This is a genomic window from Streptomyces sp. NPDC048481 (assembly GCF_043200075.1).
GTDB lineage: Bacteria > Actinomycetota > Actinomycetes > Streptomycetales > Streptomycetaceae > Streptomyces.
In genome coordinates, this window is the sequence record NZ_JBICXC010000004.1 from 86,219 (window position 1) to 108,431 (window position 22,213).

Annotated in this window: 23 protein-coding genes; 6 read left to right on the forward strand and 17 right to left on the reverse strand. The window is 75.1% G+C overall.

All coding sequences use genetic code 11. The features are described 5' to 3' along the window. Positions 1-30: 30 nt before the first annotated feature. From ACGFSH_RS14485 to ACGFSH_RS14540, 12 genes are all read right to left on the reverse strand, one after another. Positions 31-426 carry a VOC family protein gene (locus ACGFSH_RS14485; protein ID WP_329406618.1) on the reverse strand — a complete coding sequence of 132 codons (396 nt, stop codon included), beginning with the start codon at positions 424-426 and terminating at the stop codon, positions 31-33. A 175-nt stretch (positions 427-601) separates the two neighbouring features. Next, positions 602-1,468, reverse strand: a complete 867-nt coding sequence (locus ACGFSH_RS14490; protein WP_393348306.1) for a hypothetical protein — start codon at positions 1,466-1,468, stop codon at positions 602-604. Next, a complete protein-coding gene (locus ACGFSH_RS14495) occupies positions 1,465-2,028 on the reverse strand; it encodes a sigma-70 family RNA polymerase sigma factor (protein WP_393348308.1) in 564 nt (187 codons plus the stop codon). Before ACGFSH_RS14495 ends, ACGFSH_RS14490 begins: the two co-directional genes overlap by 4 nt. Further along, positions 2,025-2,189 (reverse strand): hypothetical protein, encoded by a 165-nt coding sequence (locus ACGFSH_RS14500; protein WP_393348310.1) that lies wholly within the window; start codon positions 2,187-2,189, stop codon positions 2,025-2,027. The genes ACGFSH_RS14495 and ACGFSH_RS14500 overlap by 4 nt, the downstream gene beginning before the upstream one ends. Before the next feature lie 293 nt (positions 2,190-2,482). After that, on the reverse strand, positions 2,483-3,898 hold the full coding sequence (locus ACGFSH_RS14505; protein WP_393348312.1) for an aldehyde dehydrogenase family protein: 1,416 nt from the start codon (positions 3,896-3,898) through the stop codon (positions 2,483-2,485). Between the two features lie 24 nt (positions 3,899-3,922). Continuing rightward, a complete protein-coding gene (locus tag ACGFSH_RS14510) occupies positions 3,923-5,140 on the reverse strand; it encodes an RNA polymerase sigma factor (protein ID WP_393348314.1) in 1,218 nt (405 codons plus the stop codon). A gap of 3 nt (positions 5,141-5,143) precedes the next feature. Continuing rightward, a complete protein-coding gene (locus tag ACGFSH_RS14515) occupies positions 5,144-5,494 on the reverse strand; it encodes a YciI family protein (protein WP_393348316.1) in 351 nt (116 codons plus the stop codon). A gap of 329 nt (positions 5,495-5,823) precedes the next feature. Further along, a complete protein-coding gene (ssuE, locus tag ACGFSH_RS14520) occupies positions 5,824-6,378 on the reverse strand; it encodes an NADPH-dependent FMN reductase (RefSeq protein WP_393348318.1) in 555 nt (184 codons plus the stop codon). 373 nt (positions 6,379-6,751) lie between these two features. After that, positions 6,752-6,835 carry a putative leader peptide gene (locus ACGFSH_RS14525; RefSeq protein ID WP_393349143.1) on the reverse strand — a complete coding sequence of 28 codons (84 nt, stop codon included), beginning with the start codon at positions 6,833-6,835 and terminating at the stop codon, positions 6,752-6,754. Positions 6,836-7,104: 269 nt separating this feature from the next. Continuing rightward, a complete protein-coding gene (locus ACGFSH_RS14530; protein ID WP_176741484.1) occupies positions 7,105-7,272 on the reverse strand; it encodes a hypothetical protein in 168 nt (55 codons plus the stop codon). A 73-nt stretch (positions 7,273-7,345) separates the two neighbouring features. After that, a complete protein-coding gene (locus tag ACGFSH_RS14535; protein ID WP_393348320.1) occupies positions 7,346-9,502 on the reverse strand; it encodes an MMPL family transporter in 2,157 nt (718 codons plus the stop codon). 263 nt (positions 9,503-9,765) lie between these two features. Next, entirely contained in the window at positions 9,766-10,272 is a 507-nt protein-coding gene (locus ACGFSH_RS14540; RefSeq protein WP_393348322.1) for a MarR family winged helix-turn-helix transcriptional regulator, read from the reverse strand. 189 nt (positions 10,273-10,461) lie between these two features. Between ACGFSH_RS14540 and ACGFSH_RS14545 the strand changes: the two genes are divergently transcribed. After that, positions 10,462-11,985, forward strand: a complete 1,524-nt coding sequence (locus tag ACGFSH_RS14545; RefSeq protein WP_393348324.1) for an SDR family oxidoreductase — start codon at positions 10,462-10,464, stop codon at positions 11,983-11,985. A gap of 110 nt (positions 11,986-12,095) precedes the next feature. Then, positions 12,096-13,469, forward strand: coding sequence for a cryptochrome/photolyase family protein (locus ACGFSH_RS14550; RefSeq protein ID WP_393348326.1), 1,374 nt, complete (start codon positions 12,096-12,098; stop codon positions 13,467-13,469). Positions 13,470-13,476: 7 nt separating this feature from the next. On the opposite strand, the gene ACGFSH_RS14555 is transcribed toward ACGFSH_RS14550, so the two are convergent. After that, positions 13,477-14,406: a LysR family transcriptional regulator gene (locus tag ACGFSH_RS14555; RefSeq protein ID WP_393348328.1), complete on the reverse strand. Its 930-nt coding sequence runs from the start codon at positions 14,404-14,406 to the stop codon at positions 13,477-13,479. A 154-nt stretch (positions 14,407-14,560) separates the two neighbouring features. Here ACGFSH_RS14555 and ACGFSH_RS14560 point away from each other — a divergent pair, with 154 nt between their 5' ends. Next, on the forward strand, positions 14,561-15,256 hold the full coding sequence (locus ACGFSH_RS14560; RefSeq protein WP_393348330.1) for a type 1 glutamine amidotransferase domain-containing protein: 696 nt from the start codon (positions 14,561-14,563) through the stop codon (positions 15,254-15,256). Positions 15,257-15,363: 107 nt separating this feature from the next. On the opposite strand, the gene ACGFSH_RS14565 is transcribed toward ACGFSH_RS14560, so the two are convergent. Continuing rightward, positions 15,364-16,389 (reverse strand): MerR family transcriptional regulator, encoded by a 1,026-nt coding sequence (locus tag ACGFSH_RS14565; protein WP_393348332.1) that lies wholly within the window; start codon positions 16,387-16,389, stop codon positions 15,364-15,366. 230 nt (positions 16,390-16,619) lie between these two features. On the opposite strand from ACGFSH_RS14565, the gene ACGFSH_RS14570 reads away from it, so the two are divergent. Then, a complete protein-coding gene (locus tag ACGFSH_RS14570) occupies positions 16,620-17,066 on the forward strand; it encodes an SPW repeat protein (RefSeq protein ID WP_393348334.1) in 447 nt (148 codons plus the stop codon). 213 nt (positions 17,067-17,279) lie between these two features. Further along, entirely contained in the window at positions 17,280-17,543 is a 264-nt protein-coding gene (locus ACGFSH_RS14575) for a GlsB/YeaQ/YmgE family stress response membrane protein (protein ID WP_393348336.1), read from the forward strand. Positions 17,544-17,571: 28 nt separating this feature from the next. Here ACGFSH_RS14575 and ACGFSH_RS14580 read toward each other — a convergent pair whose 3' ends face one another. Next, entirely contained in the window at positions 17,572-18,348 is a 777-nt protein-coding gene (locus ACGFSH_RS14580) for a GNAT family N-acetyltransferase (RefSeq protein ID WP_393348338.1), read from the reverse strand. 271 nt (positions 18,349-18,619) lie between these two features. Then, on the reverse strand, positions 18,620-19,390 hold the full coding sequence (locus tag ACGFSH_RS14585; protein WP_393348340.1) for a chaplin family protein: 771 nt from the start codon (positions 19,388-19,390) through the stop codon (positions 18,620-18,622). Positions 19,391-19,665: 275 nt separating this feature from the next. Between ACGFSH_RS14585 and ACGFSH_RS14590 the strand changes: the two genes are divergently transcribed. Beyond that, positions 19,666-21,282, forward strand: a complete 1,617-nt coding sequence (locus ACGFSH_RS14590; RefSeq protein ID WP_393348342.1) for an alpha/beta hydrolase — start codon at positions 19,666-19,668, stop codon at positions 21,280-21,282. 84 nt (positions 21,283-21,366) lie between these two features. Here ACGFSH_RS14590 and ACGFSH_RS14595 read toward each other — a convergent pair whose 3' ends face one another. Then, on the reverse strand, positions 21,367-22,203 hold the full coding sequence (locus ACGFSH_RS14595; protein WP_393348344.1) for an alpha/beta fold hydrolase: 837 nt from the start codon (positions 22,201-22,203) through the stop codon (positions 21,367-21,369). Positions 22,204-22,213 lie beyond the last annotated feature (10 nt).

The following is a 22,213-nucleotide window of genomic DNA, read 5'->3' on the forward strand; positions in this document are numbered from 1 at the left end:
CCCGGCAGACGGGACTTTCGCGACACGCCCCTAGGCGGTGGCCGGCTGGAGCAGGTCCCAGCGGTTCCCGTACAGGTCCTGGAAGACGGCGACGGAGCCGTAGGGCTCGTGGCGGGGCTCCTCCAGGAAGGTCACGCCGGCGGCCAGCATGCGCGCGTGGTCGCCGGCGAAGTCCTCGGTGTGCAGGAAGAAGCCGACCCGGCCGCCGGTCTGGTCCCCGACGCGGGCGCGCTGGGCGTCGTCCTTGGCGCGGGCGAGCAGCAGCCCCACGCCCTCCTGGCGGTCCCCCGGCCGCACGACGACCCAGCGGGCGCCGTCGGCGCGGGGCTCGTCCTCGACGAGCCGGAAGCCGAGCGCCCCGGTGTAGAAGCGGATCGCCTCGTCGTAGTCGTCGACAACGAGGGTGACCAGGGCGATGCGGCTCATCGGGACCTTTCACGGGCGGGCGCGGAGCGGTCCGGAGTGATTCTCCGGAAGGGGTTGACGGGTGAGGTTATACGTAAAACCTGCAGCGCGCCACTCTCCCCCGCACGGCTCGACGTCCGCGGGCCGCGGCCCCGGTGCGGCTCGGCGAGGCGGGGGCGGGCCCGGCGGCGCCGCCTCAGTAGGCCACCGTCTCCTCGCACCGGCGCAGTGCCTCCGAGACGTCGCGGCTCCACTGCCGGCCCGCGCGAGGGGTGGCCGAGGTGACCGTGTGCACGGCGGGTTCGCGGCGTTCGGGCAGCGCGACAGGCCTGGCCCGCCGGCGCTGCCCGTCCGGCGCGGCGCCGTGCGCCAGGGCCGCCGCCACGATCCCCGCCAGGTCCGCGTCGGGCAGGGGCAGGTCCAGGTCGTCGTCGACGAAGCCGACCACGGCCGGCACGTACTCGACGAGCGCCCGCAGCGCCTTCGGCAGTCCGCGGTGACCGCGCCGCAGTCCGCTGAGCACGTGCAGCGCGGTGGCGATCTCCACCTCGGTGGCCTCCCGGCTCAGCGTGGCGGGAGTGATCTCCGTGTGGCTCAGCCACCAGTCGGCCTCCTCGTCCTCCCCCATCGACCGGTGGTGGAGGTAGAGGCAGTAGGAGGAGACGGTGTCGGACGCGCCCGCGCCGTACTGCCACCAGAAGCGGGCGCCGTCCTCGCAGCCGGCCAGGAAGAGCAGACTGCCCAGGATCCGCGCCCCGGAGGGTTCGGGCAGGGCGCTGCCGAGGAAGCTGCCGAGACCGTCCGGCGCTCCGGTGCGGGTGAGCAGCGCCTCGCACAGTGCGGCGAGGTCGCGGGCCGCGGGGTGGGTGCGCGGGGCGCGCCGGGCGGCCGGCGCGGGCCGCGGGCGCGCCCCCGCCGGGTGCTCGTCGGCGGCGTCCGCCGCGACGCGGGCGGCGATCCGGGCCTCGGCCGCCTCGATGTCCGAGCGGCGGTAGGGGGCCGTGGGCCTCAGCCGCGCCCGGGCCAGCAGGGTGTCGATGTCACCCGTGGTGTCGAAGGTCATGACCGCTCCGCCTCCTCCTCGGCGCACCTGGCGTAGATCTCCCGCAGCCGGCGCTTGGCGTAGCGCTCCAGGGAGCGCACCCCGGCCTCCGTGATGCCCAGGTGGAAGGCCACGTCCGCGGTGCTGTAGCCCTCGCAGTAGCGCAGCCGGACGACGTCGCGCTGGCGCTCGGGCAGCGTGGAGATCGCGTGGAACAGCCGCAGGTTCTGCTCGATCACCTCGTAGGCGTCCTCGGCGCCCTGGAGGGTGACGGTCTCGAAGACTGCGGTGTCCATCAGCGTGGCCCGCCGGCCGCGGGCCCGCGCGTGGTCGATGACGCGGTTCTTCACCACGCGCCACGCGTAGGCGGCGGGGTTCTCGGCGCGCAGTATCCGCGACCACTCCCTGGCGAGTTGGACGAACGCCTCGTCGACCGCCTCCTCGGCGTCCGCGCGGCAGCGCAGACAGCGCTCGGCCTCGCGTACGTAGAGGGGGCGGTGCATCTGGTGGAAGGCGCTGAAGTCCAGGGACAGCCGGGGCGTGGGCGGGTCCGCTGCCGGGCGGAGCTCCTCCTGGGTCACCGGTCGCCCCCGGGGAGGCGGCGGTCCATCTCACGGACGCCCACCCTCACGAGCGCGGCGACGCACCGGCGGCCCAGGGTGAGGGCCTGGGGGCCGAAGACCCGCAGGGCGAGCAGGGCGAGCGCCACGTCGCGGGTGAGCTGTTCGTACTGGTCGTTCACGGACCCGTCGGTCCTTCCGCTGGCTGTGCGGAGCCCACGGGCCCCGGAAGGCGTCGGTCACACCTTCTGCCACCACGGCGTCCGGCGGCTGGGTTTCGTGCAGCCGGATTCGAAAGTCCGATGGATTTGGCCGAATCGGACTACGGAGCGTTCCGTTCCGGGCCAACCCCGGTCCCGTTGCCGCCCCTCGGCGGACTACTTCGGTCCACTCGTGTCCGCTTCGGCCCATCCGCCGTCACCGACCGTCATCGCCCGCCGCCCGGCCGACCCGTGCGACCGCCCGCGGCCGCCGTTCAGCTCAGCGGCTTCTCCAGCACCGCCTTGCGGTGGCTGAACGTCTCGATGGAGTAGCGCCCGTGGTAGCTGCCCATGCCGCTCTCGCCGACCCCGCCGAACGGCAGGTCGGAGACGGTGAGATGGGCCAGCGGAAGACCGAGGCCCAGACCGCCCGAGGAGGTCTCGGCGGCGATGCGGTCCCGGGTGTCGTCGGACTCGGTGAAGACGTAGAGGGCGAGCGGCTTGTCGCGGTCGTTGACGAAGCCGATCGCCTCGTCCAGGTCCTCGACCGTGACGATCGGCAGGATCGGGCCGAAGATCTCCTCCTGCATGACGGGCGACTTCGGGTCGACGTCGGCGAGCACGGTCGGCGCGATGTACTTGTCCGCGCGGTCCCCGTCGCCGCCGACCACGACCCGGCCCGAGCCGAGCAGACCGCTCAGCCGGTCGAAGTGGCGTTCGTTGACGATGCGTCCGTAGGCGTCCGAGGACTGCGGGTCGGCGCCGTACAGCGTCTCGACCGCGTGCTTCAGGAGGGGTTCGAGGGCGGCGGCCGTCCCCGGGTCGGTCAGGACGTAGTCGGGGGCGACGCAGGTCTGCCCGGCGTTGAGGAACTTGCCGCGGGCCAACCGGTCGGCGACGACGGCGAGATCGACGTCGCGGTCGACGAACGCCGGTGACTTGCCGCCCAGTTCGAGGGTGACCGGGGTGAGGTGTTCGGCGGCGGCGCGCATGACCACGCGGCCGACGGCGCCGTTGCCGGTGTAGAAGATGTGGTCGAAGCGCTCGGCGAGCAGGGCGGTGGTCTCCGGGACGCCGCCCTCGACGACGGCGACCGCCCCGGTGTCGAGGTGCGCCGGCAGCAGCCGGGCCAGGACGGCCGAGGTGGCGGGCGCGAGTTCGCTGGGCTTGACGACCACGGCGTTGCCGGCGGCGAGGGCGCCGACCAGCGGGGCGAGCAGGAGCTGGGCGGGATAGTTCCAGGGCGCGATGACCAGGACGACGCCGAGCGGCTCGACCAGCGTCCAGGCGCGCGCGTCGGCGCCGAGGTGGGCCGGGACCGGTGCGGCCTCGGGGCTCAGCCATCCGTCCAGGTGCTCCAGGGTGTGGTCGATCTCGCGGACGGTGAAGTCGATCTCGGTGCGGTAGGCCTCGGCGGAGCTCTTGCCCAGGTCGGCGTGGAGCGCGGCGGCGAGTTCGGCGCCCTGGTCCGTGAGCAGGGCGCGCAGCCGGCGCAGCTGGTCCGTGCGCCAGGCGACGGGCTTGGTGCGGCCGGCGCGGAAGGCGGCGCGCAGTCGGGCGACGACGTCGGCGGGCTGTTCGGCGGTGGCTGCGGTGGTCGCTGGGGTGGTCACGGTGCCTCGCTGGGGTGCACGGGCCTGTCGGCCCTGGGTCGTACGGGCCTCGCGGCCCTGCGGTGTCGGCACGAGCATCAGCTCGATGTATATGCCAACCTTTCAGCCGCCGGAATGCATTCCCGGATCACGGGGCAGTTCTCGCCGGCGCCGTTCCAGGAAGGCGCGCTCCGCCGGGCTCTCGCTCAGCGCGAGGGCCGCGTCGTAGGCGGCCGCCGCCTCGGTGGCCCGGCCGAGGCGGCGCAGCAGGTCGGCACGGACGGCGTGCCAGACGCGGTAGCCGCCCAGGGGCAGGGCGTCGACCAGGTCGAGCGCGGGGCGCGGGCCCTCCGTCTCGGCCACGGCGACCGCGCGGTTCAGCGCCACCACCGGGCTCGGCGCGACGGCCATGAGCTGGTCGTACAGCCGCAGCACCTGGCCCCAGTCGGTGGCCCCGGCGGCCGGGGCGTCGCTGTGGACCGCCTGCACGGCGGCCTGGATCTGATAGGGGCCGGGGCGGTCGCGGCGCAGGCAGCGCCGCACGAGCTCCTGCCCCTCGGCGATCAGGTCCCGGTCCCAGCGGCCCCGGTCCTGCTCGGGCAGCGGCACGAGCGTGCCGTCGGCGTCCTCGCGCGCACCCCGGCGCGACTCGACGAGCAGCATCAGCGCCAGCAGCCCGGTGGCCTCGGGTTCGTCCGGCATCAGCTCCGTCAGCAGCCGGCCCAGGCGGACGGCCTCCGCGCACAGCCCGGAGTCGCCCTCGCAGCCCTGGTTGAAGATCAGGTAGACGACGGCGAGCACGCCGCCGAGCCGGTCGGGCAGGTCGGCGTCACGGGGCACCCGGTAGGGGATGCGGGCGTCACGGATCTTCGCCTTGGCGCGGACCAGTCGCTGCGCCATGGTCGGCTCGGGCACGAGGAAGGCGCGGGCGATCTGCGCGGTGGTGAGACCGCCGAGCAGCCGCAGGGTCAGGGCGACCCGGGCCTGCGGGGCCAGCGCCGGGTGACAGCAGGTGAAGACCAGGCGGAGCCGGTCGTCGCGCACGGGTCCCTCCTCCACGGGCGGGTCGGCGGCGTGCAGCAGGACGGCCTCGGCCTGGCGGGCGTCCCGGGTGGACTCGCGGCGCAGCCGGTCCACGGCCCGGTTGCGGGCGGTGGTGATGATCCACCCCGCCGGGCTGGGCGGCACGCCCGTATGCGGCCAGCGCCGCACGGCCGTGGCGAACGCCTCCTGGACCGCTTCCTCGGCGAGGTCGATGTCGCCGAGGAAGCGGACGAGGACGGCGACGGCCCTGCCGTACTCCGCGCGGAAGACGGCCTCGACGTCGGTGGTGTCCGGCACGGCTCAGTGCGCGTCGGCGAACGGGCGCACCTCGATGGGCAGGGTGGTGGCGAGAGCCGCCTTGCGCCCCCACTCCAGGGCCTCGTCCAGGTCGGCGGCCCTGATCAGGCACAGGCCGCCGAGGTACTCCTTGCCCTCGGCGTACGGCCCGTCGGTGACGAGGACGTCGCCGTCCTTCGGCCGCAGCATCGTGGCCGTCTCCGGTCCGTGCAGGCCCCCGGCGAAGACCCAGGCGCCGGCGGCGCGCAGCTCGTCGTTGTAGGCCTGCACGCGGCGCATGATGCCGGCCAGTTCCTCGGCCGCGGGCGGTTCGCCGCCGGCGGGCTGGACCACGCTGAGCAGGTAGTGCGTCATGACGTCCTCCTGAGCTGTCGTGCCGTGTCGTGCCCTTGTCTCATCTCCTACACGAACGGCGCGGTCCGGGATCGACATCCCGCGCCGGGATCCGGGAAACAATCGCGTCCATGACCGCAGCCCACCCCCTCGTCGACCGCGCCCGGGGGTGGCCGACGGGTTCCTCGCCCCGCAGGCCGAACACGTCGACCAGGGGAGGTCCCTCTCGGGCACCTGGCCGCGATCAGGCGCTCGGGTCTGCCGCTGATGGGGGCCGCCACCACGGCGGCGGCGGTGGCCGTTCGACGCTGCTGACGAACCGGGCCCGACGCGGCGGCGGAACAGCGCGTTCAGCTCGCCGCGGCCAGGTACGGCGTGCGTCCGAGCGCGGCCGAGAACTCGTCGACGACCTGGGCGAGGGCCTCGGTGGCGGCCGGTGCGATCGTGACGGACCCGTCCTCGTGGGCGGTGATGTCCTGGTCGAGGGTGAACCGGCCCTGCACGATGTGGGCCGCGCCCATGGAGGTCAGCACCGGGCGCAGGGCGTAGTCGATGGCCAGGACGTGGGCGGTGGAGCCGCCGGTGGCCAGGGGCAGGACGGTCTTGCCGGCGAGCGCGTACTGCGGCAGCAGGTCCAGGAGCGCCTTGAGGACGCCGGAGTAGGACGCCTTGTAGACCGGGGTGGCCACGACGACGCCGTCGGCGCGCGCGAACAGCTCGGCCGCCTCGACGATCGCCGGGTGGCGAAAGTCCGCGCCGAGCAGGGCCGCGGCGGGGACCGTGCGGACGTCGAGCGGGATCACCCGGTGTCCCTGGGCGGCGAGCCGCTGGTCGAGGTGGCGCAGCAGACGGCCGGTGCGGGAGGAGGCGGAAGGGCTGCCGGAGACGGACAGGACGGTGGCCATGGGTCCTCTTTCGAAGGGGCCCGGGGGACGCCCGCGGTACGGCGGGGCGCTCCGGGGTGGGAGCGGTCGGGACTGCCGGGCGGCTGCGGGCGGTCCGCCCGTGGGGACGGCGGACCCGCCGGCCCGGGCGGACGTGCGGAACTCCCGGTGCGGACCGGGTCACCGCGGGCGCACCGCACGCACGCCACGGCCGCCGCGGATGTCGCGGACGCCGACGGGAGACGGGCGCGGTGGATCCGGGCGGGCGGGCGGACGGTGAACCGGCGCATGGAGGGACGGGCGCCGCTGAAGCGGCGAATCCGCTGACGGGGAACCGGGGAACCGGCTCAAAGCCGGAGAAATGGGAGAAGCGCGGGCGGATCGCGTGGAGGGATCAGGCCGCGGCGCTACAGGAGGCGCTGGAGACACGCGCGAGGTCGACGTGGCGTCGCCGCGTGAGGTCCAGTCGCATCGTCATGTCGTTGATCGTGGCAGCAGCCCGGGACGGCCGTCAAGGAGAACCCGGGCGGTCTCGCATCGCGGACCAGGCGGTCTTGCCGAGCGGGAGCCGGAACGGAGCCGGGAGGCGGCAGTCGGTAGGGCGGGAGCCGGGACGCCGTCCGAACACCTCTGGTGCGGGCTCGACTTCCCCCGACGGCGACCGGGCGCCGCCCAGGGGCGGGCCCGGCCGGCGTCGCCGGGGGCCGCCCGGGGGATATGCCGGGCGGCGCCCGCTCCGACGGGTCGTCAGTCCTCGTCGCCGAGGGGGACCACGACGAGGAACGCGTCCGACTTCAGGTCCATCACCACGGTCGCGGGCTCCCCCTCGGCTCGCCGCCGTGCCGCGTACTCCTCCGCCGGCCACGACCCTCGCGGGGATCCTGCGGGGAAACGCTCCAAGACCTTCGCGCTCATAACGGCGGACACCTCCCGATGCGAACGGACAGCTTCTCCGTACACCGGCTTCCCGGGTTCGGCGCGAACATGTTCATCCGCGGGCCGACAGGGCGTCGTCGCGGGTCGACGGGGCGTCGTCCGCCGTGTCCCGGACACGTCCGAGCCGTCCGGGCCACCAGGCTCGGGCGCCGATGTCGCGCACCAGCGCGGGCACCAGCAGCGAGCGCACGACGAGGGTGTCCAGCAGGACGCCGAAGGCCACGATGAAGGCGATCTGGGCGAGGAAGGCGAGCGGGATCACCCCGAGCGCGGCGAACGTGGCCGCCAGCACCACGCCGGCCGAGGTGATGACGCCTCCGGTGGTGACCAGGCCGCGCAGGACGCCCTCGCGGACACCGTGGCGCAGGGACTCCTCGCGCACCCGGGACATGAGGAAGATGTTGTAGTCGACGCCCAGCGCCACCAGGAAGACGAACCCGTACAGCGGCACGGACGGGTCGGTGCCGGTGAAGCCGAACACATGCCGGAACACCAGCGCGGAGACGCCCAGGGTGGCGAGGAAGTTCAGCGCCACGGTGGCCACGAGCAGCACGGGCGTCAGCAGCGAGCGCAGCAGGACCGTCAGGACGAGGAAGATGACGGCGAGGACCACGGGGACGATGAGGGTGCGGTCGCGCTCGGCGGTGCGCAGGGTGTCGTAGCGCTGGGCGGTGTAGCCGCCGACGAGGGCGTGCGCGCCGGGCACGGCGTGCAGAGAGGTGCGCAGGCGGGCGACGGTGCGCAGCGCCTCGTCGCCGTCGGCCGCGGAGGTCAGGGTGGCGTCGATCCGCACCCGTCCGTCGACCACCAGGGGGGCGCCGCCCGGACGTCCGGACGCGGCGACGGCGGCCGCCGAGGCGACGCCCTCGGTGTCCCGCGACGCGGCGAGGACCTCCTGGAGGCGGCGGGCGTCGGCGACGATCACGGTGGGGTTGCCGGAGCCGCCCGGGAAGTGCCGGTTCAGCGTCTGCTGCGCGGTGACGGAGGGGGCGTCGTCGACGAAGGTCTCGTCGAGGGGCGTGCCCCGCGAGGCCAGGGTCGGGGCGAAGGCGGCCCCGGCCAGCAGGACCACGAGGGCGACCGCCCAGACCCGGCGCGGGGCCCGGTCGACGACGTCGGCGACGCGCCGCCACACGCCGTGTCCCTTGCCGCCCGCGGGGTTCCGCGAGGGCCAGTAGGCGGTCCGGCCGAGGAGGAGCAGGGCGGCGGGCAGGAAGGTGAGCGCGCTGAGCACGGCGCAGCCGATGCCGACGGCGCCGACCGGTCCGAGCGCGCGGTTGTTGGTGAGGTCGCTGAGCAGCAGGGCGAGCAGCCCGAGGGCGACGGTGGCGGCGCTGGCCACGATCGCTCCCCAGGAGCCGCGCAGCGCGCCCGTGACGGCGGCGAACCGGTCGGCGCCCGCGGCGAGTTCCTCCCGGTGGCGGGCGGTCACCAGCAGCGCGTAGTCGGTGGCCGCGCCGATCACGAGGATGGAGAGGATGCCCTGGACCTGCCCGTCGACGCGCACCATGCCGTGGTCGGCGAGCGCGTACACGACGGCGCAGGCGAGGCCGAGGGCGAGGACCGCGCTGAAGATGATGACCAGGGGGAGCAGCACGCTGCGGTAGACCAGCAGCAGGATGACGAGGACGGCGGCGAGGGCGACGGCGAGGAGCAGTCCGTCGATGCCGGCGAACGCGTCGCCCAGGTCCGCCCGGGTCGCGGCCGGTCCGGCCAGCTGGACCGTGGTGCCGGGGACCTTCTCGGCGGCGGCGCGGATCCGGTCGAGGGCGGGGGCGAGATCGTCGCCGAGGTCGGGGCGCAGCGGCACCACGGCCTCGATCGCCCTGCCGTCCTCGGAGAGCAGCGCGGGCGACACCGCGCCGGAGACGTCCCGGTCGCGGGCGAGCGGGGCGAGGGCCCGGCCGGCCTCCGCGCGCCGGTCCTCGATCACGGCCCCGCCGGCCGCCTTCCCGCCGGCGCCGGACGCGGCTTCGCCGCTCGCGGTCCACAGGACGATCGCCGGCAGCGTCTCCTTCTGCCGGAAGGCGCGCTGCGCGGTGACGACCTCGGTCGACTCGGCGCTGCGCGGCAGGAAGGCGGCCTGGTCGTTGGTGGCGACCTCGCCCAGCCGCCCCGCGTAGGGGCCGAGGACGCCGCCGACGCCGAGCCAGACGGCGACGAGGAGGACCGGGACGAGCCAGCGGGCGCGTCGGGGGGTGGCAGACATCGTTCTCCAGCTCCGGGGGGGGGACAGGCGGGGTCGGCAAGGACGGCTCAGGCGGGACGGACGGGGACTCGGCCCCACAGACAGTTCGACGACCGTGACGCTCGACGGAAAACAATCTCAATCATTGAGCAAGTCATCTGTCGAGCGATCTTAGACGTCGTCGGTTCTTCTGCCCTCGGCCGGTCCCCGGATGCACGTCCGTCCGGTGAGGACCCGGTGGCGACGCACACGCTCCCGGCCGGCGCCGGCCGGGCGGGCCCCGCTCAGCGGCCGGGCGCGTGGATCCCGGACAGTTCCTCGCCCATCGCGCCGAGGAAGCGCGCCACCACCGACAGCTCCTCCTCGGTGAAGCGGGCGCGGGCGGCGCGGGTCGCCTCGGCCAGCGGCCGGAAGTAGTCGCGGGCCGCAGACCGGGCGTCGTCCGCGTAGTGCAGGTGGACCACCCTGCGGTCGGCGTTCTCCCGTACCCGGCGGATGTGCCCCGCCCGCTCCAGCCGGTCCACGCACGCGGTGACCGCGCCGGAGGTGAGCCCGAGGTGCTCGCGCAGCCGCTTGGGGGTCATCGGCCCGTCCGCGTCCAGGATCGCGGCGAGCGCCTGGACGTCCGTCGCGTGCAGTCCCTGGTCGCCCGCGAACCCGTGCACCAGCCGGTTGATCTCGCCGTTCATCCGCCGCAGCCGGACGGCGAAGGCATGCAGGTCGGTCGGCGCGCCGGACGCCTCGGACGGCTCTTCCGGCACCCGCTCCGCACGCTCGTCAGCTGTGGCCACGGGGTCAGCGTAGTCGCCGTGCGCGATCACTCGTTCGTGCGCACAAGCCCGGGGTGCATCCGCCCGCCGCCTGCGGGTGGAAGCGATGTGCAGAGGCGATGTGCAAGGGACCGTCCGCGGGGCGTCGCCCGCCCCGGCGGACGCCGCCGGACAGGCCCCCGGGCCGACGAGACGAAGGACCGAGGACCCATGACCTCAACGGCCCGCGACGACGGAGCGCTCTGCCTGGTGACCGGCGCCACGGGGTACATCGGCGGCCGGCTCGTCCCCGAACTGCTGGCCGCCGGGCACCGGGTGCGCTGTCTGGCCCGCGATCCCGACCGGCTGCGCGACCACCCGTGGGCCGGCGACGTCGAGACCGTGCGCGGCGACGTCACGGACGCCGCGTCGGTCGCCGCGGCCCTCGACGGCGTCGAGGTCGCCTACTACCTGGTGCACGCCCTCGCCTCGGGCGACGACTTCGAGGAGACGGACCGCAGGGCGGCCCGGATCTTCGGGGAGCGGTGCCGGGCGGCGGGCGTGCGCCGCATCGTCTACCTCGGCGGCCTCACCCCGGCCGACGTGCCCGAACGCGAGCTGTCGCCGCACCTGCGCTCCCGTGCCGAGGTGGGGCGGATCCTGCTGGACTGCGGCGTGCCCGCCGCCGTGCTGCGGGCCGCGGTGGTGATCGGCTCCGGGTCCGCCTCCTTCGAGATGCTGCGTTATCTGACCGAGCGGCTGCCGGTGATGGTCACCCCCAGCTGGGTGCACACCCGGATCCAGCCCGTGGCCGTGCGCGACGTGCTGCGCGCCCTGGTCGGCTGCGCCCGCCTCCCGGCCCACGTCAGCCGCACCTTCGACATCGGCGGGCCGGACGTCCTGACGTACCGGGAGATGATGCTCCGCTACGCGGCGATCGCCGAGCTCCCGCGCCGGCTGATCGTGTCGCTGCCGATGCTCACCCCCGGCCTGTCAAGTCACTGGGTCGGGCTGGTCACGCCCGTGCCGGCCTCGATCGCCCGGCCGCTCACCGAGTCGCTGCGGCACGAGGTGGTCTGCCACGAGCACGACATCGCCCGCCATGTGCCGGGCCCGCCGGGCCATCCCCTCGGCTTCGACGAGGCGGTCCGGCTCGCCCTGCGCAAGGTGCGCGAGGCGCAGGTCGCCACCCGCTGGTCCTCCGCCTCCGTCCCCGGCGCCCCGAGCGACCCGCTGCCCACCGACCCCGGCTGGGCCGGCGGCAGCCTCTACACCGACGTCCGCGACCTCGCCGTCGACGCGCCGCCCGCGTCGCTGTGGCGGGTCATCGAGGGCATCGGCGGCGACAACGGCTGGTACTCCTTCCCGCTCGCCTGGGCCGTCCGCGGCCGTCTCGACCGGCTCGCCGGCGGGGTGGGACTGCGCCGGGGCCGCCGGGACGCCGCCCGGCTGCGGGTGGGCGACACGCTCGACTTCTGGCGCGTCGAGGAGATCGAGCCCGGGCGGATGCTGCGGCTGCGGGCCGAGATGCGGCTGCCTGGCCTGGCCTGGCTGGAACTGCGGGCGGAGGCCGCCGCGGACGGCCGCGCCCGCTTCCACCAGCGCGCGGTGTTCCACCCCCACGGACTGCTCGGCCACGCCTACTGGTGGAGCGTGGCGCCCTTCCACGCGCTCGTCTTCGGCGGCATGGCCCGCAACATCGCCCAGGCGGCGGCCGCGGACGCCGCGGCCCGGGCCCACGAGCCGGCCCGCTGACCGGCCGCGGCGGAAGGCGGCCCCCGGCGGTCCACGGTCCCGCCCGGCCGCCCCCGCCGTTCCCCGCCGACCACGCCGCACGCGACCGACCCCTCCCCCGGAGCCCCTCCATGAACGTCTCGCTCGTCCTGTTCACCGCCGACCTGCGTCTGCACGACCACCCGCCGCTGCGCGCGGCCCTCGACGAGGCCCGGCAGGTGGTTCCGCTGTTCGTGCGCGACCGGGCCGTCGACCGGGCGGCGTTCGCCGCGCCGAACAGACTGGCGTTCCTCGCCGACTGTCTGCACGACCTCGACGCGGGACTGCGCGAGCGCGGCGGGCGGCTCGTCCTGCGCTCGGGCGAGCTGGTGGAGCAGGTGTGCCGGGTGGCGGCCGAGGCCGAGGCGGACGAGGTCCATCTGGCGGCCGACGTGAGCGCCCACGCGCGGCGGCGCGAGGAGCGGCTGCGGCGGGCCCTGGAGTCCGAGGGCGTGCGGCTGCACGTGCACGACGAGGTGACGACGGCCGTGGCGCCGGGCGCGCTCGCCCCGGCCTCCTCGGACCACTTCGCCGTGTTCACGCCGTACTTCGGGCACTGGTCGCGGGCCCGGCTGCGGGAGCCGCTGGACGCGCCCCGTTCGGTGCCGGTCCCGGAGGGCGTCGGCTCCGAGGAGCTGCCGGCCCGCGAGGGCCTGGCGGGTCTGTCGCCCGGGCTGGCGGCGGGCGGCGAGACGGAGGGCCGCCGCCGGTTCGCCGCCTGGCTGCGGTCGGACGTCGGCGCCTACGAGGACGGCCACGACGACCTGGCGGGCGACGCCACCTCACGGCTCTCGCCCCATCTGCACTTCGGGACCCTGTCCGCCGGGGAGCTCGTGCACCGCGCGCGCCAGGTGGGCGGCCCCGGCGCCGAGGCGTTCGTACGGCAGCTCGCCTGGCGGGACTTCCACCGGCAGGTGCTCGCGGCGCGGCCCTCGGCGGCGTCCGCCGACTACCGCACCAAGCACGACCGCTGGCGTTCTGAGCGCACCGCCCGCGCCGACGTCGAGGCGTGGCGGGAGGGCCGCACCGGCTACCCGCTGGTCGACGCGGCGATGCGGCAGCTGCGCCACGAGGGCTGGATGCACAACCGCGGCCGCCTGCTCACCGCGTCCTTCCTCGCCAAGACGCTGTACGTCGACTGGCGCGTCGGCGCCCGGCACTTCCTGGACCTGCTCGTCGACGGGGACGTGGCCAACAACCAGCTCAACTGGCAGTGGGTGGCGGGCACCGGCACCGACTCGCGTCCCAACCGGGTCCTCAACCCCGTCACCCAGGCGAAGCGGTACGACCCCGACGGGGCGTACGTGCGGCGCTGGCTGCCGGAACTGGTGGACCTGACGGCGCCCGCGGTGCACGAGCCGTGGAAGCTGACCGGCGCGGACCGCGCGGCGCTCGACTACCCGGACCCGGTCGTCACGCTCGCCGACGGGCTGGCCCGGTTCAGGCGGGCACGGGAACGTCCCTGAGCGTCCCTCACCACTGCCGGGCCGCGTTCAGCAGCAGCTCGCGCACGGCGCTCACGTCCGGGTTCGCCACGGCGCCGGGCCGCTGGACCAGGTACGCCGTGTTGATCGGCGGGTCCGGCGGCTCGTGGAGCGCGACGAGCGCCCCGGAGGCCAGTTCACCGAGGCAGAGGTAGCGGGGCAGCACCGTGACGCCCGCCCCCGCGACGGCGGCGGCCAGCACCCCGCGCAGATCGGGCACGGTCACGGCGGCGGAGCCCGACAGACGCCGGCCGAACACGTGGCGCCAGTAGCGGCGGGCGATGGGCAGGTCCTCCGCGTACGTGAGCAGCGGGACGCCCAGCAGGGCCGCCGGGCCGTCGGCGGCCAGCGGGTCCCGCAGCCGCTCGGCCCACCGCGGGGCGGCGACGAGGACGAACTCCTCGTCCGTCAGCGGGACCGCGTGCAGGGTGCGGCCACGGGGGCGGGTGGTGGCGACGACCAGGTCGTGGCGCCCGGCCCGCAGCTCCTCCAGCAGGGCGTCGGTCAGGCCGGTGGCGACGCGCAGCCGGACGCCCCGGGCCACCAGCGGGGCCAGGGCGGGCAGCGCGCGGGTGCACAGCAGTTCGGCCGGTCCGGCGAGATGCACCGGGTCGGCGGGCCCGGCCCCGCCCGCCGCCGGGTCCGGGCCCGCCACGACGGCCAGCGCGTCGAGCGGCGCGGACACCCGGGCCGCCAGTTCGTCGGCGACCGCCGTCGGGGCGACGCCGCGCGGGAGCCGCTCGAACAGCTCGCGGCCGGTCTGCCGTTCCAGCGCCCGCATCTGCGTCGTCACGGTCGGCTGGGACACCCTCAGCAGCTGCGCCGCGCCGGTGAACGAGCCCGAGCGGTACACGGCGAGGAACGTCCGCAGCAGATTCAGGTCGAGGGGGCCGGCAGGCCGGCCGTCGCTGTGTTCCACCGCGCCAGTATTCCTCGCCACCCATAGGATCCTCGATACCGGGCATCGGAATCCACATTGGATCCCTATGCCCCGACCGCCTAGGTTCGCTGGTGAACCCCCACGTCGGCGGTCCGCGAGCGGAACGCCGACGCCGACCCCTCGGAGATCACTCATGGCCAAGATTCTTTTCGTGCTGTCCGGCGCCGACCACTGGACGCTCGCCGACGGCACACAGCACCCGACCGGCTTCTGGGCGGAGGAGGCCGCCGCGCCCTACGAGGCGTTCCGCGCGGCGGGCCACGAGGTCGTCGTCGCCACGCCGGGCGGCGTCGTGCCCACCGTGGACAAGGGCAGCCTGGCCGCGGAGGTCAACGGCGGGCAGGAGGGCGCCGACCGGGTCGCCGCCGTGCTCGCGGGCATGACGGAGCTTCAGCGTCCGCTGCGGCTGGAGGACGTCGACCTCGGCGACTACGCGGCGGTCTTCTACCCGGGCGGCCACGGCCCGATGGAGGACCTGGCCGTCGACGCCGTCTCCGGTCGCCTGCTGGCCGACGCCCTCGCCTCGGGCAAGCCCCTGGGCGTCGTCTGCCACGGCCCCGCGGCCCTGCTCGCCGCGGTCGCCGAGGACGGCGCCAACGCCTTCGCCGGGTACCGGATCGCCGCGTTCACCAACGCCGAGGAGCAGCAGGCCGGTCTGGCCGACAAGGCCAAGTGGCTGCTCCAGGACCGGCTCACCGAGGCGGGCGTCGACGTGCGGGTCGGTGAGCCCTGGGCACCGCACGTCGTGGTCGACCGCAACCTCGTGACCGGCCAGAACCCCGCCTCCTCGGCCCCGCTCGCCGACGAACTGCTGAAGAAGCTGAGCTGAACCGAGGGCCCCGCGACCCGCTCGCAGGTGACGCCGTGCCGTGACCGTCCTGTGCGACGCGCGGCCGTGCGGCCCCGTCGCAGCGACGGCGAGGGCGTCGCCGTCCGTCAGGCCCCGAGCGATCCGTGCGGTGCCTGCGGCCCGTGCGATCCGTGCACGCCGGCCAGCAGTGTCAGCGCGTCGCTCAGGCCCGTCGGGCGGGGCAGGCCCGGGGCGGAGCGGCCGGCCCAGCCGGGGCCGCCGAGCACCACGGTCGGGGCCCGGCGCGCCCCGGTGACGCCCCAGCGGGTGTCGGCGAGGTGCCGGGCCAGGGGCAGGCTGGCGGTGGAGCGCGTCTGCGCCCACAGCACCACGGCGACCGGGCCCAGCCGCCGCACGGCCGCGGTGAGCGCCTCGACGGGCACGGCCGCCCCGAACATCCTGGCCGGGACGCCGAGTTGGAGAAGGCCCGCGTGGAGCGCCTCCAGGGGCAGGCTGTGCTGCTCGCCCGGCACGCAGGCCAGCAGCACCGGCCCGGGCGCGCCCTCCCGTCCGCCGGGCACGACGGCGTGGGGCGCACGGCGCAGCGCGGTGGAGACCTGCCAGGACAGCAGATGCTCCACCTCGACGTAACGGTCGCCGGACGACGCCCACTTGCGGCCCACGGCGTGCAGCGTGGGGACCATCACCTCCTGCCAGGCGACGGCGAGCCCGTGCCGGCGCACGGCCGCTTCCAGCATCTCCCCCACCGCCGGCGCGTCCAGCCGCACGGCGGCCCGGGCCAGGCCCCGGCACTCCTGACGGACGTCGCCGCCGTCCGGCCCGGGACCGTCCGGCGTCGAGGCCCCCTCACCGGCCGGGTCCGCCCCCGCGACGACCGCGGCCGCCGGCGCCGCGGACGTCCGCAGCACCGCGCCCTTCGCCGCGCGCGCCGCGTCGGCCGGCGGCACGCCGGACGAGGTGAGCCGGCACATCGCCTCCAGCACGGCCACGTCGCTCGGCCGCCAGCGCCGGTGCCGGCCGTCCGCGCGCACGGCGGGCCCGATGCCGTACCGCCGGTCCCACGAGCGCAGGGTGGTGGGCGCCACGCCGAGCCGGTGGGCCAGCGCCCCGGTGGTCAGACCGGCGTCCCCCGGACTCGGCAACTCGCTCATGGCGCCACGATACGACGCACCGACGACGCATGACGATCCGGTGCGCGAACCGTCCACCCGACCCGTGCACCCGGCCCGGTGCGCCCGGCCCGGTCCGCCCGGCGGGCGAGGCCGGATCGAGCGGCGCGAACTCTACACATAAAGGATTAATAAGAGCAGAATGAACATGCGCGGCACATACCGCACACCGCACCGAAGCGGTCGGCCCTGAGAGTCAAAGGAGACGGATCATGGCCAACGTCTCGCCCACCAGAGGCGACATGTCGACGCACCCCGACGTGCACGAGATGCAGGCCCGCTACGCCCGCATGCTCGGCGGTCGTGACGTGGCACTCGTGGACGGACCGGTGTTCCTGCTCGGTCTGTACTGCGCCGTGTCCCCGTGGGTCCTCCACTACACCGCCAGTCAGCCCGCCCTCGTGACGCACAACCTGATCGTCGGCATCGCCATCGCCCTGCTGGGGCTCGGCTTCACGGCGGCTCCCGCCCGGATGTACGGCCTGAGCTGGGCCATGTGCGCGGCGGGCATCTGGATGATCGTCGCACCGTGGGTGGTCGGCGACAGCCCGGACGCCGGCGTCGCGGTCAACAACATCGTCATCGGCGCGCTGGCCCTGCTCCTCGGCCTGATGTGCATCGCCACGGCGACGCGGAGCACGCGCAGCACCACCCCGTAGTCCCCTCCCCGCCCCCGGGAGCACGGCCGGGCCGACCCGAGGATCCGGGTCGCCCCGGCCGTCACACGTCCCCTCGCGGTCGTGACGGCCCGGGGGCGGTCCGGCCGTACCGGGGCGGAACGGAGCGGAACGGACTGTCCCGCCCCTGCGTGGGCAGACATCGGTCAGCGGGCTCCGGTCGACGGGCTCCCACGGAGAAGCGGAGGGGCGGAGATGGAGATCGACGGCATCATCAGTGCCATCTTCATCGGCATCGTCATCGGCGTGCTCGGGCGGCTCGTCGTGCCGGGACGGCAGCGCATCGGCGTGCTGTGGACGATCGGGGTCGGCATCGTGGCCGCGCTGGTCGGCTCCCTGCTCGCCGCGGGCCTCGGCGTGGACGACACGAAGGGCGTCGACTGGATCGAGTGGCTCATCCAGATCGCGCTGGCCGCGGTGGGCGTCGCGGCACTTGACCGCGCCAAGTCGCGCCGCTGACCCCGGACGCGGGGCGCGCCGGTCGCCGTCAGGGCGCGTAGACGTACGGGGTCGTCGTGGTCAGCGCGGCGAAGCCGAGGCGGCCGAGGATGGGGCGGCTCTGATCGGAGGCGTCGACCTGGAGGTACGGGTAGCCGCGTTCGGCGGCGATGCGGGCGCGATGGGCGATCAGCGCGCGGTAGAGACCCCGGCCCCGCCAGCCGTCGACGGTGCCGCCGCCCCACAGGCCGGCGAACCTGGTGCCCGGGACGAGTTCCATCCGCGCCGAACTCACCGGCACGTCGCCCGCGAGCGCGACGAGGGCGACGAGTTCGCCGGGGTCGGAGGCGAGGCGGGCGAGCAGGAGGTCGCGCAGCCAGGAGCCGTCGCGGCCGAAGGCCCGCTCGTTCGCCTCGACCATGAGCTCGACGCCCGCCCGGTCGGTGACGGTGACGATGCGCACGCCCTCGGGCGGGGCGGCGTCGACGAGCTGCTCCCTCGTCTCGCTCACCATCAGGGTCTCCTCGGGATCGGCCGCGAAGCCCGCCGCCACGAGCCGCCGCCCGAGGTCGGCGGGACGGTCGTGCCCGTACAGCTTCCACTCGAACTCGTGGCCGAGGCCGCGGAAGTAGGCGATCTGCTCGGCGATGGCCGCGTCGGCGTCGGCCGCCTCGAGGCCGGACCACAGCACGCCGCTCCAGCCCCCGTCACCGCCCACGTGCCGGACCACACCGCCGGCCCTCTCGATCCGGGCGTCGGAGCTCTCGGGGCGCGCGCCTTCGCGCATCTCCCGGTCGTACAGGGCGAGTACCGCGGCATGATCCATGCCGCCACTCCAGCACCCGCGCCCGTCCCCGCACAACGTGATTAGCGGACCGGGACCCGTGAACACCTCCGTGCCGTGTCTCGCCACGCCGCGCGGCCGCGGGCGGCCGACGTGAACTCGGCGGACTGGAGGGGCTCGACGGGCCGGACGGGCCGGACGAACGGGACGGACCCGTGCGGGGTCGGCCCGGCCCCGGCGCTCGCCCCGCCGCCGGGCGCGGCCGCAGGACCCGGCCGCCGGGATCCGCGGCCCGTCCGCCCGTCCCGGCCGCTCAGCGCTCCGTGCCCGGACGGAACCTCCGGTAGAGCAGCGCTCCGCCGAGCATCAGGGCGGTGCTGCCGGCGAGGGCGGGCAGGGCGGCGTCGGCTCCGGTGCGGGCGAGCGCGGCGACGGGCCCCATGGCCTGCGGGGCGTGAGCCGGGGGCTCGGCCCGCGGGCCCGGGTGCTGGGGCTGCGACGGCGGGTTGTGCCGGACCGGGGGCTGCGGCGCGGGCTCGCCGGGCTCGTCGTCGGAGGCGTTGACGGACACGTTGCCGAGGGCCGGGTTCGCGATGCCGACGACGTTCACGCTGTTGCCGCTGACGTTCACCGGGAGGTCCACCGGCAGCTTGATCCCGTTGCCGGAGACGACGCCCGGGGAGCCCACCGCGTCGCCGAGCGCGCTCGCGCCGCCGCCACGGCCGGACGAGGACGAGGGCGAGGACGAGGAGCCGGAGGAGGACGACGAGGCGTGGTGTGCGCCGTGCGTCGCTGCGCCGGGGCCACCGGAGGGGCTGCGGTGCGCGCCGTGCGCGGCCGACGTGCCCGTGTTGGCGCAGGTGTTGCCCGCGGCGGGGTTCAGCACGCCCACCACGTTCACCGTGTTTCCGCACAGGTTCACCGGGAGGTGCACGGGCAGCTGCACACCGTTGCCGGAGATCAGCCCGGGCGAGCCGACCGCGGAGCCGTCGGCCGCGGAGTCGGCGTGGGCGGGCAGTGTCACGGCCATCGCGCCGGAGGCTGCCGCCACGGCCAGCACACCGGTTCGGGTAACCCGTCTCATGGGGGTCCCTGCCTTCCAGACATGAGTCGCGGGCGCTCGCCCGCACCGGGTAGAACGCCGCAAAACGTTCCGGGTTATGCATGGACGTTCTTTCACCCGCTCGGAGGTCACTCCCGTCGAACTGGTGTCGAACCCGTGGCCCGGGCGCCCGCGGCCCACCGGTCCCGTGAGCCCAGCGGGCCGGGCCGTTCCGCCCGGAGGCGGGCCGTCGGACCGCCGCTTATCGTGAGCGAGGACGCCGTCCCGGACCGCTGCGGGCGTCCCTGGAGGCATGGATGCTGGCCAAGCTGTCGACGCGGCCCTTGGTGCGACGCTGCGCGCTCGCCGCCACCGCCGCACTGACCCTGATGGGCGCGGGTCTGCCGACGCTCGCCGCCCAGGGCGGCACGGACGCGGACGGCCCGCTCGACCTGTCCCGGTTCCACGACCAGAAGGTCGTCTGGTCGGCGTGCCGGGGCGACGGCATGCCGAAGGATCTGCAGTGCGCCAAGGTGACCGTCCCGCTCGACTACGCCCACCCCGGCAAGGCAACGCTCGACCTCGCGATCGCCCGTTACCGGGCCACCGGCCACAAACGCGGTTCCGTGGTGCTCGACTTCGGCGGCCCCGGCGGCGCGGGGGTCCCCGAACTCGCCCACAGCGGCAAGGAGTTCATGGATCTCACGGACGGGTACGACGTGGTCGCCTTCGACCCCCGGGGCGTCGGCCGCTCCTCCCCCGTGAGCTGCGGCAACGGACAGCAGAGCGCCCTGGCCTCGCTCGACGACGACACGGCCCTCGCCGATCCGCAGGCCCTGCTGCCCCGGCTGAAGAAGGCCGCCGCCGTCTGCACCGAGCACTCCGGGCCCGTCCTGCCGCACATCGGCACGGTCGACGCGGCACGGGACATGGACGTGATCCGCCAGGCGCTCGGCGACAAGAAGCTCAACTACCTGGGCTTCTCCTACGGCAGCCGGCTCGGCGCGGTGTACGCCGCCCAGTTCCCCGGCAAGGTGGGCCGGATGGTCCTCGACGGCGTCGACACGCTGACCGAGCCGCTCACCGAGCAGGGCCTCGCGGGCGCGCGCGGGCAGCAGGTGGCGCTGGACGACTTCGTCGGCTGGTGCGTTAAGGACATCGCCTGCCCTCTCGGGCAGGATCCGCGGATGGCCCGCGAGGGCGTGGTGCGGCTGGTCCGCTCGCTCGACGAGAACCCGCTGCCGACGGACTTCGGCGCCGACTTCACCGGTCAGGACCTGGTCGGGGCCATCGGTCAGGGGCTGTACAGCAGGGAGCTGTGGCCGCTGCTGGAGCGGGCGCTGGCCCAGTTGATCGAAGGCGGCGACGCGAGTGGGGTCCTGGGCTTCGCCGGCGGCGGCATCGCGCTCCCGCTGCCCTTCCCGCTCCGGTCGCCGGGCGCCGGGCCCTCGCCCGGCGCGCTCGTCGACGCCGAGGACGTCCCGCCGGACAACCTGCCCGCCGCGCTGATGGCGATCAACTGCGCGGACGACCCCGACCGTCCGACCGCCCGGCAGGTCACCGCGGACCTGCGGCGGCTGCGGGCGGCCTACGACAAGGCGTCGCCGGTGTTCGGCCGCTACCGGCTGACGGAGGTGCTGATGTGCTACGGACGCCCGAAGGGCACCGACTTCATCCGTGACGAGGTGAAGGACCTCCGCACGCCGAGGATGCTCCTCGTCGGTACGCGCGGCGACCCCGCGACGCCGTACCGCTGGACCGTGGAGACGGCGAAGCGGCTCGGGCCGTCGGCCGTGGTGCTCGACAACCGGAGCGAGGGGCACACCGGATACGGGACGTCCAAATGCGTGCACCGCAAGGTCGACGACTTCCTGCTGTACGGCTCCCTCCCGCCCAGCGGCAGTTCGTGCGGCGCCGACGAGGACGACGACTGAGCGGACCGGCCCCGGCCGCCGCCGTCACGGGAGGGGACCGGAAGGCGGCGGCCCCGGACGCCTTCGGCCGAAGGTCCGTCCGCGTCAGGCGATCTGTTCGCTTCGGCCGACCTCTTCGGCCTCGCCGGTGCTGTCCGCCCCACCCGTCCTGTCGGTCACGAAGGCGTCGATCGCGGCGGTCAGCTCGGCGGGCCTCTCGACCGGGAGTTCGTGCCCGGCGTCGATGATCCGGACGACGGCGTCGGGGTAGGCCATGGCCATCCGCAGCATCTGCCGCACGGGGAGCTGGATGTCGTGGTAGCCGTGGATCATCAGGGTCGGCGCCTGGATCTCCTTGACGCGGTCGAGGACGTCGAAGGCGCGCATGGCGCCGTACAGCGTCATGACCACCTCGCGCGGGGTGCCGGCGGAGGAGGCGACGTAGGCGTCGATCTCGTCTTTGGGATGGCCGGGGGCGAAGGCGCGCCGGATGTTGGCGGCGACGAACATCTTGAAGGGGACGAGTGTGGAGGCGCCCATCAGCAGGCCGCGCCCCCGGTTGTAGGTCATCCGCGCGATGGAGTTCACCAGCACCAGGCGCTCCACGCGCTCGGGGTGGGAGAGGGCGACGGTCTGCGCGATCATGCCGCCCATCGAGTGGCCCACGAGCACGCACCGCCGCACCCCGAGGTGGTCGAGGAGGGCGAGGAGGTCGGCCGCCAGTTCCGCGACCGTCCGCACGCCGGCTCCGCTGCTCTCGCCGTGCCCGCGCAGGTCGAGCCGGATCACCCGGCGGCGCGCGGCGAAGTGCGCGCTCTGGTGGTCCCACCGGTGCCGGTCGGCCGTCCAGCCGTGCACGAAGACCAGGGGCGCCCCGTCCCCGTCGCGCGGGCCCTCGTCGTCGTACGTCAGGGCTGCGCCGTCGACTTCGAGCTGCGGCATGGTGCCTCCT

What these genes read in the sequence shown, in the direction of transcription:
- ACGFSH_RS14505 (WP_393348312.1), bottom strand. Translation starts at nt 3,898, where the DNA reads ATGCTCGTGCCGACACCGCAGGGCCGCGAGGCCCGTACGACCCAGGGC.
- ACGFSH_RS14595 (WP_393348344.1), bottom strand. Translation starts at nt 22,203, where the DNA reads ATGCCGCAGCTCGAAGTCGACGGCGCAGCCCTGACGTACGACGACGAG.
- ACGFSH_RS14565 (WP_393348332.1), bottom strand. Translation starts at nt 16,389, where the DNA reads ATGAGCGAGTTGCCGAGTCCGGGGGACGCCGGTCTGACCACCGGGGCG.
- ACGFSH_RS14575 (WP_393348336.1), top strand. Translation starts at nt 17,280, where the DNA reads ATGGAGATCGACGGCATCATCAGTGCCATCTTCATCGGCATCGTCATC.
- ACGFSH_RS14530 (WP_176741484.1), bottom strand. Translation starts at nt 7,272, where the DNA reads ATGAGCGCGAAGGTCTTGGAGCGTTTCCCCGCAGGATCCCCGCGAGGG.
- ACGFSH_RS14570 (WP_393348334.1), top strand. Translation starts at nt 16,620, where the DNA reads ATGGCCAACGTCTCGCCCACCAGAGGCGACATGTCGACGCACCCCGAC.
- ACGFSH_RS14585 (WP_393348340.1), bottom strand. Translation starts at nt 19,390, where the DNA reads ATGAGACGGGTTACCCGAACCGGTGTGCTGGCCGTGGCGGCAGCCTCC.
- ACGFSH_RS14535 (WP_393348320.1), bottom strand. Translation starts at nt 9,502, where the DNA reads ATGTCTGCCACCCCCCGACGCGCCCGCTGGCTCGTCCCGGTCCTCCTC.
- ACGFSH_RS14490 (WP_393348306.1), bottom strand. Translation starts at nt 1,468, where the DNA reads ATGACCTTCGACACCACGGGTGACATCGACACCCTGCTGGCCCGGGCG.
- ACGFSH_RS14590 (WP_393348342.1), top strand. Translation starts at nt 19,666, where the DNA reads ATGCTGGCCAAGCTGTCGACGCGGCCCTTGGTGCGACGCTGCGCGCTC.
- ssuE (WP_393348318.1), bottom strand. Translation starts at nt 6,378, where the DNA reads ATGGCCACCGTCCTGTCCGTCTCCGGCAGCCCTTCCGCCTCCTCCCGC.
- ACGFSH_RS14515 (WP_393348316.1), bottom strand. Translation starts at nt 5,494, where the DNA reads ATGACGCACTACCTGCTCAGCGTGGTCCAGCCCGCCGGCGGCGAACCG.
- ACGFSH_RS14545 (WP_393348324.1), top strand. Translation starts at nt 10,462, where the DNA reads ATGACCTCAACGGCCCGCGACGACGGAGCGCTCTGCCTGGTGACCGGC.
- ACGFSH_RS14485 (WP_329406618.1), bottom strand. Translation starts at nt 426, where the DNA reads ATGAGCCGCATCGCCCTGGTCACCCTCGTTGTCGACGACTACGACGAG.
- ACGFSH_RS14525 (WP_393349143.1), bottom strand. Translation starts at nt 6,835, where the DNA reads ATGACGATGCGACTGGACCTCACGCGGCGACGCCACGTCGACCTCGCG.
- ACGFSH_RS14560 (WP_393348330.1), top strand. Translation starts at nt 14,561, where the DNA reads ATGGCCAAGATTCTTTTCGTGCTGTCCGGCGCCGACCACTGGACGCTC.
- ACGFSH_RS14580 (WP_393348338.1), bottom strand. Translation starts at nt 18,348, where the DNA reads ATGGATCATGCCGCGGTACTCGCCCTGTACGACCGGGAGATGCGCGAA.
- ACGFSH_RS14550 (WP_393348326.1), top strand. Translation starts at nt 12,096, where the DNA reads ATGAACGTCTCGCTCGTCCTGTTCACCGCCGACCTGCGTCTGCACGAC.